15 protein-coding genes and 2 pseudogenes are annotated in these 16,288 nt (G+C 72.9%); 4 read left to right on the forward strand and 13 right to left on the reverse strand.

Annotated elements, in window-relative coordinates; genetic code table 11:
- The first annotated feature begins 67 nt into the window (after positions 1 to 67).
- A complete protein-coding gene (locus AC1VWI_RS35245) occupies positions 68 to 1,207 on the forward strand; it encodes a HupE/UreJ family protein (protein ID WP_499515066.1) in 1,140 nt (379 codons plus the stop codon).
- An 18-nt stretch (positions 1,208 to 1,225) separates the two neighbouring features.
- Here the strand turns inward: AC1VWI_RS35245 and AC1VWI_RS35250 are convergent, their stop codons facing one another.
- A complete protein-coding gene (locus AC1VWI_RS35250) occupies positions 1,226 to 2,314 on the reverse strand; it encodes a DNA polymerase III subunit beta family protein (protein ID WP_499515067.1) in 1,089 nt (362 codons plus the stop codon).
- A 233-nt stretch (positions 2,315 to 2,547) separates the two neighbouring features.
- Between AC1VWI_RS35250 and AC1VWI_RS35255 the strand changes: the two genes are divergently transcribed.
- Positions 2,548 to 3,399 carry an endonuclease/exonuclease/phosphatase family protein gene (locus AC1VWI_RS35255; RefSeq protein ID WP_499515068.1) on the forward strand — a complete coding sequence of 284 codons (852 nt, stop codon included), beginning with the start codon at positions 2,548 to 2,550 and terminating at the stop codon, positions 3,397 to 3,399.
- Here the strand turns inward: AC1VWI_RS35255 and AC1VWI_RS35260 are convergent, their stop codons facing one another.
- Together AC1VWI_RS35260 and AC1VWI_RS35265 are read right to left on the reverse strand one after the other, a co-directional pair.
- Positions 3,400 to 4,194 (reverse strand): metallophosphoesterase family protein, encoded by a 795-nt coding sequence (locus tag AC1VWI_RS35260; protein ID WP_499515069.1) that lies wholly within the window; start codon positions 4,192 to 4,194, stop codon positions 3,400 to 3,402.
- Between the two features lie 173 nt (positions 4,195 to 4,367).
- Positions 4,368 to 4,814 carry an LppU/SCO3897 family protein gene (locus AC1VWI_RS35265; RefSeq protein WP_499515070.1) on the reverse strand — a complete coding sequence of 149 codons (447 nt, stop codon included), beginning with the start codon at positions 4,812 to 4,814 and terminating at the stop codon, positions 4,368 to 4,370.
- 307 nt (positions 4,815 to 5,121) lie between these two features.
- Here AC1VWI_RS35265 and AC1VWI_RS35270 point away from each other — a divergent pair, with 307 nt between their 5' ends.
- Complete coding sequence (locus AC1VWI_RS35270; protein WP_499515071.1) at positions 5,122 to 5,400, forward strand: hypothetical protein; 279 nt, start codon at positions 5,122 to 5,124, stop codon at positions 5,398 to 5,400.
- A gap of 348 nt (positions 5,401 to 5,748) precedes the next feature.
- Here AC1VWI_RS35270 and AC1VWI_RS35275 read toward each other — a convergent pair whose 3' ends face one another.
- Complete coding sequence (locus AC1VWI_RS35275; RefSeq protein ID WP_499515072.1) at positions 5,749 to 6,300, reverse strand: glycine-rich domain-containing protein; 552 nt, start codon at positions 6,298 to 6,300, stop codon at positions 5,749 to 5,751.
- A 597-nt stretch (positions 6,301 to 6,897) separates the two neighbouring features.
- Positions 6,898 to 7,440, reverse strand: coding sequence for a glycine-rich domain-containing protein (locus AC1VWI_RS35280; RefSeq protein WP_499515073.1), 543 nt, complete (start codon positions 7,438 to 7,440; stop codon positions 6,898 to 6,900).
- 1,185 nt (positions 7,441 to 8,625) lie between these two features.
- On the opposite strand from AC1VWI_RS35280, the gene AC1VWI_RS35285 reads away from it, so the two are divergent.
- The gene (locus AC1VWI_RS35285) at positions 8,626 to 9,291 is read left to right on the forward strand and encodes a hypothetical protein (protein WP_499515074.1); all 666 of its coding nucleotides are present in this window, start codon (positions 8,626 to 8,628) and stop codon (positions 9,289 to 9,291) included.
- 47 nt (positions 9,292 to 9,338) lie between these two features.
- On the opposite strand, the gene AC1VWI_RS35290 is transcribed toward AC1VWI_RS35285, so the two are convergent.
- The 8 genes and pseudogenes from AC1VWI_RS35290 to AC1VWI_RS35325 all read right to left on the reverse strand — a co-directional run bounded on the left by AC1VWI_RS35290 (position 9,339) and on the right by AC1VWI_RS35325 (position 15,733).
- The gene (locus AC1VWI_RS35290; RefSeq protein WP_499515075.1) at positions 9,339 to 9,902 is read right to left on the reverse strand and encodes a glycine-rich domain-containing protein; all 564 of its coding nucleotides are present in this window, start codon (positions 9,900 to 9,902) and stop codon (positions 9,339 to 9,341) included.
- Positions 9,903 to 10,499: 597 nt separating this feature from the next.
- Positions 10,500 to 10,664: a hypothetical protein gene (locus AC1VWI_RS35295; RefSeq protein ID WP_499515076.1), complete on the reverse strand. Its 165-nt coding sequence runs from the start codon at positions 10,662 to 10,664 to the stop codon at positions 10,500 to 10,502.
- A 169-nt stretch (positions 10,665 to 10,833) separates the two neighbouring features.
- Positions 10,834 to 11,043, reverse strand: a pseudogene (locus AC1VWI_RS35300) (ABC transporter ATP-binding protein); the annotation flags it as partial.
- Positions 11,032 to 11,483, reverse strand: a pseudogene (locus AC1VWI_RS35305) (tannase/feruloyl esterase family alpha/beta hydrolase); the annotation flags it as partial. The pseudogenes AC1VWI_RS35300 and AC1VWI_RS35305, both read right to left, overlap by 12 nt.
- Before the next feature lie 87 nt (positions 11,484 to 11,570).
- The gene (locus AC1VWI_RS35310; RefSeq protein WP_499515077.1) at positions 11,571 to 12,245 is read right to left on the reverse strand and encodes a GAP family protein; all 675 of its coding nucleotides are present in this window, start codon (positions 12,243 to 12,245) and stop codon (positions 11,571 to 11,573) included.
- A 198-nt stretch (positions 12,246 to 12,443) separates the two neighbouring features.
- Positions 12,444 to 13,106: a Type 1 glutamine amidotransferase-like domain-containing protein gene (locus tag AC1VWI_RS35315; protein WP_499515078.1), complete on the reverse strand. Its 663-nt coding sequence runs from the start codon at positions 13,104 to 13,106 to the stop codon at positions 12,444 to 12,446.
- 72 nt (positions 13,107 to 13,178) lie between these two features.
- Complete coding sequence (locus tag AC1VWI_RS35320) at positions 13,179 to 15,065, reverse strand: ABC transporter ATP-binding protein (RefSeq protein WP_499515079.1); 1,887 nt, start codon at positions 15,063 to 15,065, stop codon at positions 13,179 to 13,181.
- Between the two features lie 281 nt (positions 15,066 to 15,346).
- Entirely contained in the window at positions 15,347 to 15,733 is a 387-nt protein-coding gene (locus AC1VWI_RS35325; protein WP_499515080.1) for a hypothetical protein, read from the reverse strand.
- Between the last annotated feature and the right edge of the window lie 555 nt (positions 15,734 to 16,288).

The raw sequence follows: 16,288 nt of genomic DNA on the forward strand, positions 1-16,288 counted from the left end.
ACACGCCGGTAGGACCGCAGGCCCGCCCACGCCCGCCGTTCACCCCCCCACCCAGAGGACCGACCCCATGCGTTGCACCACCGCGCCCCGGCTCTTCGCCGTGCTCCTCGCGGCCCTCGTCGCCGTGCTCGCCGCGGCCCTCGCCTCCGCCGCACCGGCCGCCGCGCACGACGCGACCTCGAAGGCGTACGTCGAGGTCAAGGGCGCCGGAAGCCACGTGGAGGCGACCCTCGACCTCGAGTACGACCTGCTCATGAAGTCGGCCTGGCTGTACGAGGAGGCGTACGGGGCGCAGGGCCGGACCAAGCAGCTGCACCAGCTCCAGACCAACACCGACGCGGTGCACGAGTACGTCACCGGGCGCTTCGCCGTCGGCCACGAGGACGCCGCCTGCTCACCCCGCCCCGCCCGCGACGCGGACGTCCACACCCGCGGCACCCGCCCGTACGCCGTCCTCACGCTGGTCTACGACTGCCCGGGCGGAGCCGGCGGCACGTACACCGTCTCCAGCGCCCTCTTCCCCGACGCCGAGAGCTTCGTGCACAGCACGCAGACGATCGTCCACTACGACATCGACGGCCGGCGGGGCTCCCAGGTGCTGACCGCCGCCGAGCCCACCCTGGAGACCACCGGGCACCACGAATCCCGGCAGATCACGGACTTCTTCCTGCTCGGCATGGAACACCTGCTGTTCGGCCTCGACCACATCCTCTTCCTGCTCTCCCTGCTCATCGGCGCCCGCGGCCTGCGCGACGTCGTCCTCGCGGCGACCGCCTTCACCGCCGCGCACAGCGTCACCTTCCTCCTGGCGGCCATGGGCCTCGTCCACGTCCCCGGATCGGTCGTCGAGCCGGTCATCGCCGCCTCCATCGCCGCCGTGGCCCTCGCGGGGTTCCTCCTGCGCAACCGCGAGGCCACCGGCCGCTGGCGGCTCCCGGTCGTCTTCCTCTTCGGCCTCGTCCACGGCCTGGGCTTCGCGGGCGCGCTCGGCATCGACGAGAGCTGGTCCTGGGAGCTGCTGCTGTCACTGCTCAGCTTCAACGTCGGCATCGAGGCCGTGCAGCTCGGCATCATCGCGGTCACGTTCCCCCTGCTGGCCCTGCTGCGCCGCACCCCCGCCCACCGCTGGGCGCTGCCCGCGATGACGGCTCCGATCGTGGTCGTGAGCGTCTACTGGTTCTGCGAGCGGGTGGCCGTGCCGGCGTGACGGGGTGCGGCCGGGCGGTCAGGCCTCCAGGCGGACGGGCATCAGGACCGAGAAGGCGCCGTCGTCCTCCGCCCGGCGGATCGTCACGGGCGCCGTGGGTGCGCCGAACTCCAGCACCAGCTGGTCGCGGTCTCCGGCGGCCAGCGCCTGGAGGAGGTACTCGCGGTTGACGGCGACGTCGTCCGGGCCTTCGTCGCCGTCCTCGCACACGCTCACCGTGCCGTCGCCCGCCACCGTGAGGACGCTGATGTCGGGGGACTTCCCGTCCTGCTCCCGCGTCTCGCCGGGGCGGACCGGTCCGGTCTCCAACGCGGTGCGCAGCGCCGCGACCTCGACGAGGACGCGCCGGCCCTCCGGCAGGCGCACGATGCGGCGGTAGTCGGGGAAGTCGTGGTCGAGACAGCGACCGGCCGCCTGACGGTCGCCTGCCGCCAGGGCGACACGGTCACCGTCCACCGTGAGCTCGACGGACGTCTCGCCGCCGGCCAGGAGCGCCCGCATGGCGTCGGCGAGCGGGGACGGCACGACGATCTGGCGGCGGGGCCCGTCGTGCCCGGTGGCACCGGTCTGCGCGACGGCCATCCGGTACCGGTCGGTGGCCACGACATGGAGCGTCCCGCCGTCGATGTCGAACAGGACCCCGCCGAGCACCGGCAGTTCGGGATCGGTCCCGGCGGCGAAGCGGACCGCGTCGAGTGCGGCGGCCAGGTCCGGCGTGGGGACGGCCAGGCGGACGGTGCCGGTAGTGAGGGGCGAGGACATGGGGTTCTCCTTGCGGTCGAGTAGTGCGCGGATCGCGGAGAACTCCACGCGGGCGTCGGACAGACCCCGTTCGAGGCGGCGCAGTTGCGCCTGCAGCAGTTTCCTGACCAGGTCGGTGTCGGCACTGGACCAGCCGGCCAGCACCAGGCGGATGTCCGCCAAGGGCATGCCGGTCCGGCGCAGCCGTGCCAGCAACCGGGCCTCTTCGAGCTGCTCGGGGCCGTACCAGCGGTAGCCGCTCGACGGTTCCACGCGGGCCGGGACCAGGACCCCGGCGCCGTCGTAGAACCGCAGCGCGCTCACGCCCAGGCCGCTGTCCCGGGCCAGCTCACCGATACTGCGCATGTCGTTCTCCACACCCGGGACTCTGCCCCCTCCACCAGGTCGAGGGTCAACCCGCCTGCCCGGAGGGGCCGCCCCAGGCTCCAACCAGACCCGCGGGTCGGCGGGTTGAACGGGGCGTGACGTCCGGCACCGGGGAGGGGAGGTGGACTTCACCTCCCCGTCACGCGTCCGCCAGGAGGCCCGGACACGATCGTGATCGTTCCCGCTCGCCGTCCCCCAGGAGGACCCCCGTCATGCTGCGCCGGACCGTGTCCGCACTCGCCGTCGTCTTCGCGCTCACCGCCACCACCACCGGCGCCGCCGCCGCCACCACGGGCAAGGCCCCGGCCACCGACGGCCGCGGCGCGCGTGTGCTGGACGTGATGACCTTCAACATCCACCACGCCCAGGGCACCGACGACGTGCTCGACGTCCCGCGGATCGCGGACGTCGTCCGCAGGAGCGGCGCCGACGTGGTCGGGCTGCAGGAGGTCGACAACCACTACTCCGCGCGCAGCGACTGGGCCGACCAGGCCGCCGACCTGGCGAAGCTGCTGGGCTACCACGTCGTCTTCGGCGCCAACATCGACAACGCGCCCCCGGCCGGCAGCGACCACCGGATCCAGTACGGCACCGCGATCCTGTCCCGCTACCCGATCACCGCGTCGGAGAACACCTGGCTGTACAAGTCGCCCGGCCAGGAGCAGCGCGGACTGCTGCACGCCACCTTGAACGTGCGCGGCAAGGCCGTCCACTTCTACTGCACCCACCTGGCCGCCAGTTCGCAGACCGACCGCCTCCAGCAGACCCCGCAGATCGTGGACCTGATCGGCGACAGGGAGCCCGCCGTCCTCGTCGGCGACTTCAACGCCCTGCCGGACGCCCCCGAGTCGCAGCCGCTGCAGTCCCGCTACACCGACGCGTGGGCCCGTTCGCTGCACGGCCGTGGCGACGGCGCGACCTACCCCGCCGAGGCCCCGACCGAGCGCATCGACGCCATCTACACCACCGACGAGGTCAAGCCGCTTGTCACGCGCGTGGTGCAGGCCGACCCGACGGCCTCCGACCACCTGCCGCTGATCAGCAAGGTCCTGGTCACGCCCTGATCAGGAGCCGGGGCCCAGCCGCTCGACGACCGAGCGGAGCTGGTCGCGGTCGAGCTCGTACACCGTCTCGCCCGCCCGTGGGTCGCGTGCGTGGAGCACGTGGAACAGCGGGGCGTACGGACCGCCGAGGTCGACGAGGGTCGCCGAGGCCCCGCGTACCGCCCGCTCGGTGCCCTGCGGGCCGGAGAGGTCGATGCGGCTGAGGACGCCCGGGGTCACCCACACCGGGACCGGCCCGAGGTGGCCGAAGAGCTGCAGGTGGAAGTGGCCGCACAGGACGAGCCGTACGTCCGTGCCGCGTACGGCGTCCGCCAGTTCGGCCCCGTCCTGCAGCCCGAGGGCCTTCTGGGTCGCGACGTCGAGGGTGACGGGCGGGTGGTGGAGGACCACCACGGATCCGTGCGGCGCGGGCTCGGCCAGCACCTCGCGGAGCCAGCCGTGCTGGCGCGGGCCGACCCGGCCGTACACCTTGCCGGGGACGAGCGAGTCGAGCGTGATGAAGCGGTGGCCGCCGATCACGCTCACGGCGGCCCGCTCGCCCTCCGGGGAGTCGACGACCGCGGTCGCCAGGTCGTCGCCGTCGGCTCCCAGGTGGCCGCTGCCCAGCACCTTGGCGAAGGCGCCGCGCTCGTCGTGGTTGCCGGTGCAGAACACCACGGGCGCCCGCCTGCGCGCGGCGAACTCCCGCACCATGTCGCGGGCCGCGGCGTACGCCTCCGGGGAGCCGTCGTCGGCGACGTCGCCGCTGATGACGACGGCGCCGACGTCCGGGACGGAGTCGAGGGCGGCGAGCATCCGGCGCAGGGACTCCCGCGCGTCGATCCGCGGGAGTTGGGCCCGTCGACGGGGCCGATGTGGATGTCGGACAGGTGAAGGATCCGCATCCCGACCACGGTACCCACCACGTGACGTGGCGTCACCGGGGCTGACCGGGGCCGGGAGCGGACCTCAGCAGTGGGGGCGGGCGCTCACTTCAGCCGTTCGAGGCAGAGCGTGAAGTCCCGGCCGGAGCCGCCCTGCGTGTACCGGCTGTACGGCTCGTCGCAGCTCCCGTCCGTCCCGGACTGCCTGCTGGCGACCTTGAACTGGGCCCCGGGGTCGCCGCAGTCCACGATCTCGAACTCCGGGTCCCCGACGGAGATCACGCCCGTGGCCGCCGCGTTCCCGGCGTGCAGGCAGTCGCCCGCGTCGGCGGTCGAGGCACCCCCGAACCAGGTGGTGTAGCCGCCGTAGACCACGAAGCCGATCACGACGAGGCTGATCACTCCCCTGACGATGCCCTTCACGCCGATGCGGCGTGCGGGCGCGGGCGCCGGAGGGCCGGGCACGCTGTACGGGTTGCCGGCCGGCGGGCCGTACGGCGCGGGCGGCTGCTGGTTGTACGGGTTGGTGCCGGGCGGCGGCGGAGTGCTCATCGCGATTCCCCCTGGATCTCGTAAAGACAAGGTCAAGTAGCCGGTGGAAGTTACCACCGGGACCCGCGCTGGGGACCGGATCACCGGAAATCTGTGGCCTTGACGTGACCCTCGGCCACGTCGGCCGCGCACGGGAGGCGCTCCGGGGTCCCGACCCCGGTGGACGTCGCTTTTGTCAAGCCCCGAATTCCAGGGGCGTGACGCGAGGCACCGGGCCGGGCTCAATGGAGGCATCGGTTCACGCAGAACGGGTGGCCCTCCCGGAACCATCCGGTTTTCCCGTCATCCTTCAGCAAGGAGAATTCTCATGGCCCGCACACCTCGTTCCCGGCGTCTGGCGATCTTCACGGCCTCCGCGGCCCTGGCGGCAGGGGGCGCTCTGATCCCCACCACGGCGTTCGCCGCCCCCGCGTCGGCGCAGACAAGCGCCGTGTCCACCCAGGCACCCCAGCAGCAGACGAAGACCACCGGCTACGGCGGCGACAGCGATTGCTGGGAGTCCGACTACGAATACTGGGAGTACACGGAGTACTGGGACTACACGGATTCCTACGACTACTACGACGGGTACTGGGTTTACTACTGATCCACGGCTGCCCGAAGACACGCGGGTGCCGGCCCGGCGGTGGAGACCGCCGGGCCGGCACCCGTCCTCCGCTGAGGCGGCCTCGACGTGGCCCGCCTTGCGTACGGGCCGACCCCTCCGGCCGCCCGATGCCCTCACGGCATGCGGGCCTGCGCGACCCGGCGGAGAAGGAGATGCGGATATCCGGCCATCCAAGCGACTGGCTCATGCCGGACGGCTGGCCGTCGCGGAAGAAGGCGTCTCAACTCGGGTCGGCGCTCGGGAGATGGCGGCCGACAGCCAGGAAGGCATCTGACGCCTGGCTGCCCGCGCCCGGCGCACCGGATGGTGCGCCGGGCCGCCGGCGGTTTACCACCAGATGACGACGTATCCGGGGCCGCCGTTCTCGCCGAGGGCGGGGAGGCCGATGGTGCGTGCGCCGCCTGATCCGCCGATGCCTGCGCCCTGGGGTGCTGGCTGGATGATGCCGTCCACCGCAGGACGGCCTCCCTGGCCACCCGGCTCACCGATCGGACCAGTGAGGGTGCCGTTTGCGCCGTTGTTGCCTTGGCGGACTGTGCCCTGGCCGGGGCAGGAGGCTGTGCCGCCGGCGCCACCGGGAATGAGCCCCCGCGCGCCGCCTTCGGCAGTCACGATGTCGCCTAGCCCGTTGTCCACCGTGCTTGGTGTGCCGGGGAAGCCGCTCGCAGGCCCGCCCGCGCCTCCTGTGCCGACGTCTACCACGACCGGTGTACCAGACTGGACGGGAAGGACGCACCAGGCGAATCCCCCGGCGCCGGCACCGGCTCCGGTGCGGGCGAAATCGCCTCCCTCACCGCCCCCGCCGGCGCCCCATGCCTGCACGAAGACCGTGGTGACGTCGGCGGGCGGCATGAATTGACCGTCGCTCTGGAAGTCCATCAGGCCGTGAGCGGGGGCGACACCGGGCAGGCCCTGGGGTCCGGCAGGTCCGGCGGGTCCGGCGGGTCCGGCAGGTCCCTGCTGGCCGGTCTCGCCCGGAAGTCCCTGCGGCCCGGCGGGTCCAGCAGGTCCAGCAGGCCCCTGCGGGCCGGGAGGTCCAGGCGGGCCGGGAGGTCCGGGAATGCCGGGGCGGCCCGGGTGACCATAGCCCGGGCGGCTGGGGCAGTAACCGGGGAAGTACGGGAAGAGAAAGCACGGATCAGCGAGGCCGGCTTGAGCGTCAGGCTTCACGGCGGCAGCCTCGCCACCATCGGCGTACGCGGCGCCCGTCAGAGCACTGGACGCCAGGGCCACGCTCGCGGCCGCCGTCAACAGCGCCCGAGGTATGGCTATTCGAGACAACATGTCACCTCCAGGAAGGGGCCCCGCAGCGGGCGGCAGCCGCCGCTATCTGTCATTGACGGCAGCGAGCCACCCGCAAGAATTGCCCTGCATAATTCGACGTGCACTTTCAGTAGCCGACCGAGTGACCCCCGGGACAGCCCCCTGAAGACGCGGCGCCCGGCGCGCCAGGTGGTGCGCCGGGCCGCCTGCGGTCTACCACCAGATGACGACGTATCCGTCGCCGCCCGCCGCACCTGGAGCGTCGGTGTCGCTGCCGCCGTCGCCGCCCTCGCCCGCACCGGTCGGTGCTGGCTGGACCACGCCGTCCACCGCGGGGCGGCCGCCCTGGCCCGGGGCGCCCGGTAGGGGGTTGCCCTCCTGGCCGTCCGCGCCCGTGCGGACGGTGCCCTGCCCGGGACAGACGCCCGTGCCACCGCTTCCCCCGATGAGCAGCGACGCGCCCCCGCCGCCGCTGGCCGACACGACGCCGCCCAGGTTGTTGTCCACAACGGTCGGCGTGCCCGGAGAACCGTTGGCCGGGCCGGCGCCACCGGCGCCGCCGGCGCCGACGTCCACCGCGACCGGTGTGCCCGGCTGGACGGTGAGGACGCACCAGGCGAAGCCGCCGGCGCCGCCTCCGGCGCCGGTGATCGCGCCGCCGCCTACGGCTCCGCCCCCGCCGGCGCCCCATGCCTGGACGAAGACCGTGGTCACCGCGGCGGGCGGCACGAACTCGCCGTCGTCGTCGAAGTCCACCAGGCCGTGGGCGGGGGCGACACCGGGCAGGCCCTGGGGTCCGGCAGGTCCGGCGGGTCCGGCGGGTCCGGCAGGTCCCTGCTGGCCGGTCTCGCCCGGAAGTCCCTGCGGCCCGGCGGGTCCAGCAGGTCCAGCAGGCCCCTGCGGGCCGGGAGGTCCAGGCGGGCCGGGAGGTCCGGGAATGCCGGGGCGGCCCGGGTGGCCGTGGTGGCCGGGGCGGCTCGGGCAGTACCCGGGGAAGTAGGGGAAGAGGAAGCACGGGTCGGCGAAGCCTGTTTCGGCACCAGGCTTTGCGGCGTCAGCTCGGCTGCTGTCGGCGTTGCCCCCGTATGCGGCACCTGTCAGAGCGCAGGACGCCAAGGCCACGCTCGCGGCCAACGTCCACAACCGCGGACCACCTGGGCGCCGCCGTGTGGGCGCCTGAAGCAGGGCTGTTCGGGACAACACGTCACCTCCGGCAAGGGGGGCCCGCAAGGCGCGGCTGACGCCGCTCACCAGGAGAGAGGAACTGTCGGAGACAGCGGCGAGCCCACAGAAAGAATCACTCTGCGCAGCATGTCGCGCACATTAGGTAGCCGACCGGGTGATCGCCCGGCCTGGTGTCCCGGCGCGGCCGGGCTCGCCTGACCAACCGGCGCCCGCGGCGGATGTGCCCGGACCGCGACAGCGAGCCTGCAGGAGGGGGTGAGTGAGCGGCATCGGGACCTGCGCAAAGCGCCCGCCTCCACCGCTGAGACGGGCGCTTCGGGTGCGCCGGGCCCGTTTCACGCCGGGCCGATGGCCACCGCCGGCACGGGTGATCAACCCGTGCCGGCGCAGACCGTACTGTCATACAGCCTGCACTTACGGAGACCGGACAGCCCGCCGGTGTGTGACAACAAGCTGGCAGCGCAGGCGATCTGACGCCCTGCGTCGTCATCCGGGGCCTTGCAGCAACGTCCGGTTTGTTTGAATCCCAGGTGTCTCGGACCCGGTAGCGCCGCGCCCGAAGTGGAACCCAGGCGGAGAGATCGGCTACAGCAGCGGCTTCGATGATGTCCCGGTTCGCCGAGGTCGAAGCGGGTTCGTCCGCCACACGTCAGCGCACCGTGTCGGGCAGGAGGCCCTCCTCGCGGAACTGCGTGCGAGACAGACGCGTGCCAGTTCGACGACACCCACACCGTCGCCGGGATCGTCACTGTCGGCATGAACGCCCGCGGCATGTGGTTCTGCGGCGCCGCCGGGCCGTGGCTGTCGGAATGGGACCGGCGCGTGTTCCAGGGCTGCCAGCCCAGCTACCACATGAAGAAGGGCGGCAACGGGCGTTGGCAGCTCCGCGCCGTCCTGTCCGTCCCCGTCCCAGGGCACTCCTCGCCGCTGGTCGCTACAGCGGTCGCCGAGCGCGCGAACCTCGCCCTCGCCGCCTCCGCCGCCCTCGCCCAGCCCGAGGCCGCGCCCGGGCACCCGGACGTAGCGCCCGGACACGACACCGGCACCGCACCCGCGCCCACCGACCAACCCGTGACCGACATCGCCGCCCTGGCCGCCGCCCTCGTCGGACGGCGGCCTGGCCGACGCCCTCACCGCCGCCATGGCGCGCCGCGACGAGGGGCGCCGCGCCGAAGTCGACGCCCTGGCCTCCCTCGTGGCCGGCCCCGCCCGCACCACTGCCAGCGAAGGAGCCCAGTAATGCCGTGCTCGTGCCAGTCCAAGCGAGAGCAGTTCGAGGTCGTCGCTACGAGCGGCAAGGTCGTCTTCACCTCCGGCAACAAGGCCACGGCCGAGACCGTCGCCACGCGTTACCCGGACAGCGAGGTCCGCAAGAAGGCGCCGGCCGGAGCCAAGACTGCCGCCCAGGCCGGCGGCTCCTGACCGGACGGGCCAGGCGCCCCGGACGGCGTGCCGGGCCCGGTCGCGGTCTACCACCAGATGACGACGTATCCGGAGCCGCCGTTGTCGCCGGTGTTGTCGGCGCCGCCGGTGCCGCCGGTGCCGCCGGTGCCGGCACCTGCTGGCGCCGGCTGGATGATGCCGTCCACTGCCGGACGGCCTCCCAGGCCGCCGGGCGCAGCATTCGAGAACGATCCAGTGCCGCCGGTGGCGCCTTGACGGACCGTGCCCTGGATGCCGTTGCACTCGCCCATGCCGCCCGCACCACCAACTGGGGGCAGGAACCTGCCACCGAGGCCGCCGCGGCCGGCCACGAAATTGCCGAGGCTGTTGATCGCCCCGCTATTTCCGCCGACAAGGCCGTCCGATTGTCCGGACTGGCCCACGCCTCCTGCGGCTACGAACACCGTGACCGGTGTACTGGGCTGGACAGGCAGGACGCACCAGGCGAAGCCCCCGGCCCCACCACCGGATCCACTGAGGGCGGCGGCACCACTCGCACCACCTCCGCCACCGCCCCACGCCTGGACGAAGACTGTGGTGACATTCGCGGGCGGGACGAACTCGAAGGTACCGGGATCGTCGTAGTCCATCAGGCCGTGAGCCGGGGCGACACCAGGGGGGCCCTGCGGGCCGGTCTCGCCCTGCGGCCCCTGCGGGCCGGTCCCGCCCGGAGGTCCGGCCGGACCAGCGGGACCAGCGGGACCAGCGGGACCGGCCGGACCAGCGGGACCAGCAGGCCCGGGAGGTCCTGGCGGGCCGGGAATCCCGGGGCGCCCCGGGTGCCCGTGATGCCCGGGGCGGCTGGGGCAGTACCCGGGGAAGTATGGGAACAACAAGCACGGGTCCGCGAGACTGGTCTCAGCGCCGGGCTTCGCAGCGCGAGCCTGACCGCCGCCGGCGCCCTCGGCATACGCGGCACCAGTGAACGCACTGGACGTCAGGGCCACGCTCGCGGCCACTGCCCACCACGCCCGAGGTATGGCTATCCGGGACAACACGTCACCTCCAGCAAGGGGCCCACAACGCGCGGCGGACGCCGCTCACCAGGAGAGAAGAACTGTCGAAGACAGCGGCGAGCCCACAGCAAGAATCGCCCTACGTAATGTGACGTGCACATTCAGTAGCCGACCGGGTGATGCGGAACTGCCCCGACCTGGCGCGCCACGCGGTGCGCCGGGCCCCGGTGGTCAGGGCCCGCCCGTGACGAGGCCGGCGAGGCCGAAGACGCGCCGGATGTCGCGCCGGAAGACCACGGCCGTCACGAAGACCGCGATGAGCGTCACGTCGATCGGCTCGGCCCCATCGGACAGGCCCGCGAAGGAAAGGCCGCCCACACCACCCGCAGTGGGCACGGCCCAGGTGAGGATCCGTACCCACTCCCGGTCTGACCCCGTTTCGGCGTCCTGCCAGGAATGCGGCGACGACGGTCGGGACAGCCCGCCGCAGGTTTATGACGTTCGAATCGGCGGGCACCGCTGTAGCCCAATCCGTCCGTCCCGAAGCGGGTTGCTCCGGCCCAGGTCAGAGGAGGGTGCCCGGCAGGACGCTCTCCGTGCTGAACTGCGTGCGGTACGACTCCGCGTACCGGCCCTCCGGCGCCAGGAGTTCCGTGTGGGTGCCGCGCTCGACGACGCGGCCGTCCTCGACGACGAGGATGAGGTCGGCGGCGCGCACCGTGGAGAGGCGGTGGGCGATCACGACGGCGGTGCGGTCGGTAAGCGCCTCGGCGAGGATGCTGTCGTAGTCGTCGGGGTAGCGCTGGGCCTCCATGTAGCCCTGGCGTCCGCCGGTGGAGCATCCGGTGAAGTAGGAGGAACGGGAGGCGAAGTTGTTCAGCGGAGTGGTGTTGACCTCACCGTCGCTGTTCAGCGCCCAGCTGACGTCGAGGGCATCACCGACGCCGGCGTCCGTGGTGGTCGCCGCGTAGCCGGTCTTGACGGCGGTGCCCATCCCGACACCGTTGTCCCCGGCGAGGTAGGCGCTGCCGAGTGCCTGGAAGCGGCGGTTCCAGCCTTTCTCGGGCAGCCAGGTGGTCACCGTGGCGTGGTGCCGCCCGCGTCGCGGACCGCCGTCACGGCCTCCACCTCGGTGCCGGCAGCGGCCCGCACCGGCATGGAGGCGCAGTCGAACGGCGCGGCCGAAGCGGGAGCGCGGGTCTCCGTGCCGACCGACGCCTTGGTGTCCGGCCTGGCCGACGCGACCGACGCCCGGCTCTATGCGTAGTTGGACGCGAAGCCCGATTCGGGGCTGCGGGGGCCTCAGGCCAGGCCGCTGATGCCGTCCCCCAGTAGCTTCAGGCCGAGGACGAAGAACAGGGCGGCCATGATGGCGGCGTTGTGCCGGGCGGCCCGGTCCCGCCAGTTGGCGAGGATGCCCTCGGCTCGTTCACCCATGCACAGGTACACGGCGAGCGGGGCGAGGACTCCGAGCGACGCGATGACCACGAAGACGGCGAGCGCCCCGATCTGCTGAGGCACGGGGATCCCTGCCGAGCTGATGGAGGCGCCGGCGGCGATGGTCAGCGGGGCGTTCTTGGCGTTCGCGGCCGAGAGCAGCAGGCCGAGGCCGAGCACCTTCGGCGGGGTGAAGTGGTCGATCGCCGCCATCCACTTCGGCAGCTGCGCCTGTGAGGGGTCGCGTGGACGTCCCCGCCACTGCCGGGCCGCGAACAGGAGGAGCAGGACGCCCAGCGCCAGCTTGAGGGCCCCCACCCACGTGGCCGGGTGACCGTGCGCGGACGCCCCGCCGGGGCCGCCCACCGCCAGCGTGATCGCGCCGAGGACGGCCAGTCCCAGGAACCAGCCGAGGGCGAACAGCGTGCCGTTCGTCCGCCCCCGCGGGGTGGCCAGGACGAGGATGATCGCCACGATGGGGAGCGGACTGACCGCGACAGCGGCGGCCAGGCCGAGCACATCGCCGACGGCGTGTCCCAAGGCGGCCTCCTCGACGGTGGAGAGATCACGTGCGCCGGCCGTCCGGATCGGTGATCGTGCGCGCCGGACCGGCTCCGCTACCGATCGTGAGACGGGGGCCGCGTCGAGGCGCGGTATCCGTGCCGTACGGGTGACCGACGGACGTGGTGTCCCGGGCTCGGCCCTTCCGGCGACGCGACGTCACGGACGCCGTCCCGGCTATGACCCGAACTTCGTCCATTGCCCTTCGGAGACCACCTCGACGGAGCCGTCGACGACCTGGATGGCCGTCTGTTCGTCGAGGGCGTAGGCCGGGACGCCGATGTCGGCGGCCCACCGCTCCGCGTCGGCCAGGGTGTTCGTCGGGAAGGCGTCCAGGTGCGGGAAGATCGAGAAGTCGACGACTCCCAGAGTGCGGTCGTCCGGCGCGGACGGCCACTCGACGAAGTACGCTCCGATCCGGGGCGTCATCACCATGCTTCCGGCACTCACTCCCACCCAGACCGTGTCGGGCAGCGAAGGCAGCAGATCGGCCAGCCCGGACTCCCGCATCCAGTGGCACAGGTACGTCGCGTCGCCGCCGTCGACCAGGAGCACGTCGGCCTCCCGGACCCAGGGGACCCATCGCTCCGCGCCGATGGTGGGCAGTGCGGTGAGCTCGAGGACGCCGAGCGACGCCCAGCCCAGGCCGGTCAGGTGCTGCCACCGGGGCTCGGCGGCTGCGAAGCCCCGCACCGATGCCGGACCGCACATCGGGTGACCCCATTGTGCTGTCGGGATGCAGAGGGCGTGGCACTCGGCGATCGGCTTGCCGAGAAGCCGCACGAGCGCCGAGTGGATGCTCGGGTTCGTGACGCCGCCTGACGTGAGCAAGAGCTTCAAGGTGCCTCCAGAATCGTGCGCGGAAGGTGCATGTGCCGGAACACCCGGGACCGTGCTGGAACAGCTCAGGCGTCAGCGCAGCGTGCCCGGGAGGAGGCCCTCCTCGCTGAACTGCGTGCGGTACAGCTCCGCGTACCGGCCGTCCGCCGCCAGGAGTTCCGGGTGCGTGCCGCGCTCCACGATGCGGCCGTCCTCGACGACGAGGATGAGGTCGGCGGCGCGCACCGTGGAGAGGCGGTGGGCGATGACGACGGCGGTGCGTTCGGCGAGGGCCTCGGCGAGGGCTTCCTGGACGGCGGCCTCGGAGGTGCTGTCGAGGTGGGCCGTGGCCTCGTCGAGGATGACCACGCGCTGGCCGGCCAGCAGCAGCCGGGCGATGGTCATGCGCTGGCGTTCACCGCCGGAGAGGCGGTAGCCGCGTTCGCCGACGACGGTGTCGAGGCCGTCGGGGAGTTCGGCGACCAGCCGGTCGAGGCGCGCGCGGCGCAGGACGTCGCGCAGGTCGTCGTCGGTGGCGTCGGGCCGGGCGAGCAGGAGATTGGCGCGGATGGTGTCGTGGAAGAGGTGGCCGTCCTGGGTGACCATGCCGACCGTGGCCCGCAGCGAGGCGGCCGTCAGGTCGCGGACGTCGGTGCCGCCGACGCGGACGGCGCCCCCGTCTGCGTCGTAGAGGCGGGGCAGCAACTGCGCGATGGTCGACTTCCCCGCGCCGGACGAGCCGACGAGCGCGACGGTGTGGCCGGGTTCGGCGCGGAAGGAGATCCCGTGGAGGACCTCGCCGCCGGCGCGGGTGTCCAGGACCGCGACCTCCTCCAGTGAGGCCAGCGACACCTTGTCGGCGGACGGGTAGCCGAAGCGGACGTCCTCGAACTCGACGGCGACGGGCCCGTCCGGCACCGGGCGGGCGCCGGGGCGGTCGGCGATGAGGGGCTCCAGGTCGAGGACCTCGAAGACCCGCTCGAAGCTGACCAGGGCGCTCATGATGTCGACGCGCGCGCCCGCGAGTGCGGTCAGGGGCGCGTAGAGGCGGGTCAGGAGGAGGGCGAGGGTGACCACGGAGCCGGCGTCGAGGGCGCCGGTGAGCGCGAAGTGGCCGCCCAGTCCGTAGACGAGCGCCAGCGCGAGGGCGGAGACGAGGGTGAGGGCCGTGATGAACGCCGACTGCGCCATGGCGGTCCGCACGCCGATGTCCCGGACCCGGCGGGCGCGTTCCTCGAACCGGGCCGACTCGTCGGCGGGCCGGCCGAAGAGCTTCACCAGGGTGGCGCCGGGCGCGGAGAAGCGCTCGGTCATCTGGGTGCCCATGGCGGCGTTGTGGGCCGCGGCCTCGCGCTGGAGGCGGGCCATGCGGGTGCCCATGCGGCGCGCCGGGACGACGAAGACCGGGAGGAGGGCGAGGGCGAGCAGGGTGATCTGCCAGGACAGGGTGAGCATGACGCCGAGGGTCAGCAGGAGGGTGACGAGGTTGCCGACGACCCCGGAGAGCGTGTTGCTGAACGCGCGCTGCGCGCCGATCACGTCGTTGTTGAGGCGGCTGACCAGGGCCCCGGTGCGGGTCCGGGTGAAGAAGGCGACCGGCATGCGCTGGACGTGGTCGAACACGGCGGTGCGCAGGTCGAGGATGAGGCCCTCGCCGAGGTTCGCGGACAGCCAGCGGTTCAGCAGCCCGAGGCCCGCCTCGGCCAGGGCGATCACGGCGATCAGCACGGCCAGCGTGGTGACCCGCCCGGGGTCGCCGCCGGAGACGATGGCGTCGACGACCCGGCCGGCGAGGACCGGGGTCGCGACGGCGAGCAGCGCGGTCACGGTGCTCAGCAGGACGAACTGCGTGATGCGGCGCCGGTGGGGCCGGGCGAAGGCGCCGACGCGGCGCAGGGTGTCGCGGGCCAGGGGGCGTCGGTCGTGCGTGGCGTTCATGACGCTGTGCAGTTGGGTCCAGGCCGTGGTCTCCATGCTCATGCAGTGACCGTAGAACCTCGACCGGCCTTGAGGTCAAGGGACCCCCGCGAAGGCGCCGGATCCGAGCTGCCCGCACCCGGTCCGGTTACTGGATGTGCATGACGACGTGCCCGAGGCGATGCTCGCCTCGAGGGGCGGCTACGGGCTCGAGGGCCGGTTCCGGCGCCGGCTCCGCGGGCTCCTCCCAGCCGTGGCCCCCGGCTTCGCCACGCCGCCGCCCTCCCATGGGCGCCGACGTGGCCCGCCCGGCACCGTGGGCGGGCCGCATCGTTGTGCCCGGGCTACGTCACGGGCAGGAACGCCTTCTTGCAGTGCATGCAGATCATCTGCTTCAGCCACTCCGCACGCTTGCGCTGAGAGGTCTGCTCCTTGCCTCGCTCCCGCGTACCCCACACCGCCCCGCCGACCGTCACGAGCAGCCCCAGCAGGATCACCCCCGACACCAGCAGCGCCACCCCGAACCCGGCCACCAGCAGCGGCCCGATCAGCGCTGCCTTCTCCTCCGCCGGTTGCGCGAAATCCTTCTTCAGCGCCGAGCCCGGATCCATCGTCGCCACGTACAGCTCCAGGCTCTGCACCTGAGTCGACCCGCATCGCTTGCACTGCAACACCGCCACCGCATCCCCCGATCCGTCGACAGACAACGAGAATGCGGGCCACTCCGCCAAGTCGACAAGATGACAAAACGCCTCATGTAGAGGTTCCGGGGCCCGGGGATCACCCGGTCCGGCTACTGGATGTGCATGACGAGGTGCCCGAGGCGAGGCTTGATGCGGGCCCGCCGCTGTCCACGACCGCTCACTCTCCCCAATGGCGGTACCTGCCGCCCGTCGTGGGCCGTTCCTGGAGGTGACGTGGTGTCTCGAACAGTCATGCCCCGCGTGGTGCGGGCGGTGGTCACGAGCGTGGTCCTGGCGGCCGGTTCGATGGCGGGTGCGGCCTACGCGGTCGGCGCGAACGGTGGCCCCGCGCCCGAGGCCGGCGGACCCCAAGCCGGGAAGCGTGCGGCCCAGCCGTGCTCATTCTTCCCGTACCTGCCCTGGCACTGCCCGGGCCGGCCGGGCCGGCCGGGCCGCCCCGGTCCACCGGGGCCCCCTGGTCCGCCGGGACCTCCCGGCCCGCAGGGACCCGCAGGACCCGCCGGCCCTCAGGGGCCGCAGGGCGGGACCGGTCCGCAAGGACCCGCCGGGCCCGCCGGACCGGACGGCCCCCAGGGGCCCGCC

This window comes from Streptomyces sp. TOM-9 (assembly GCF_056858595.1).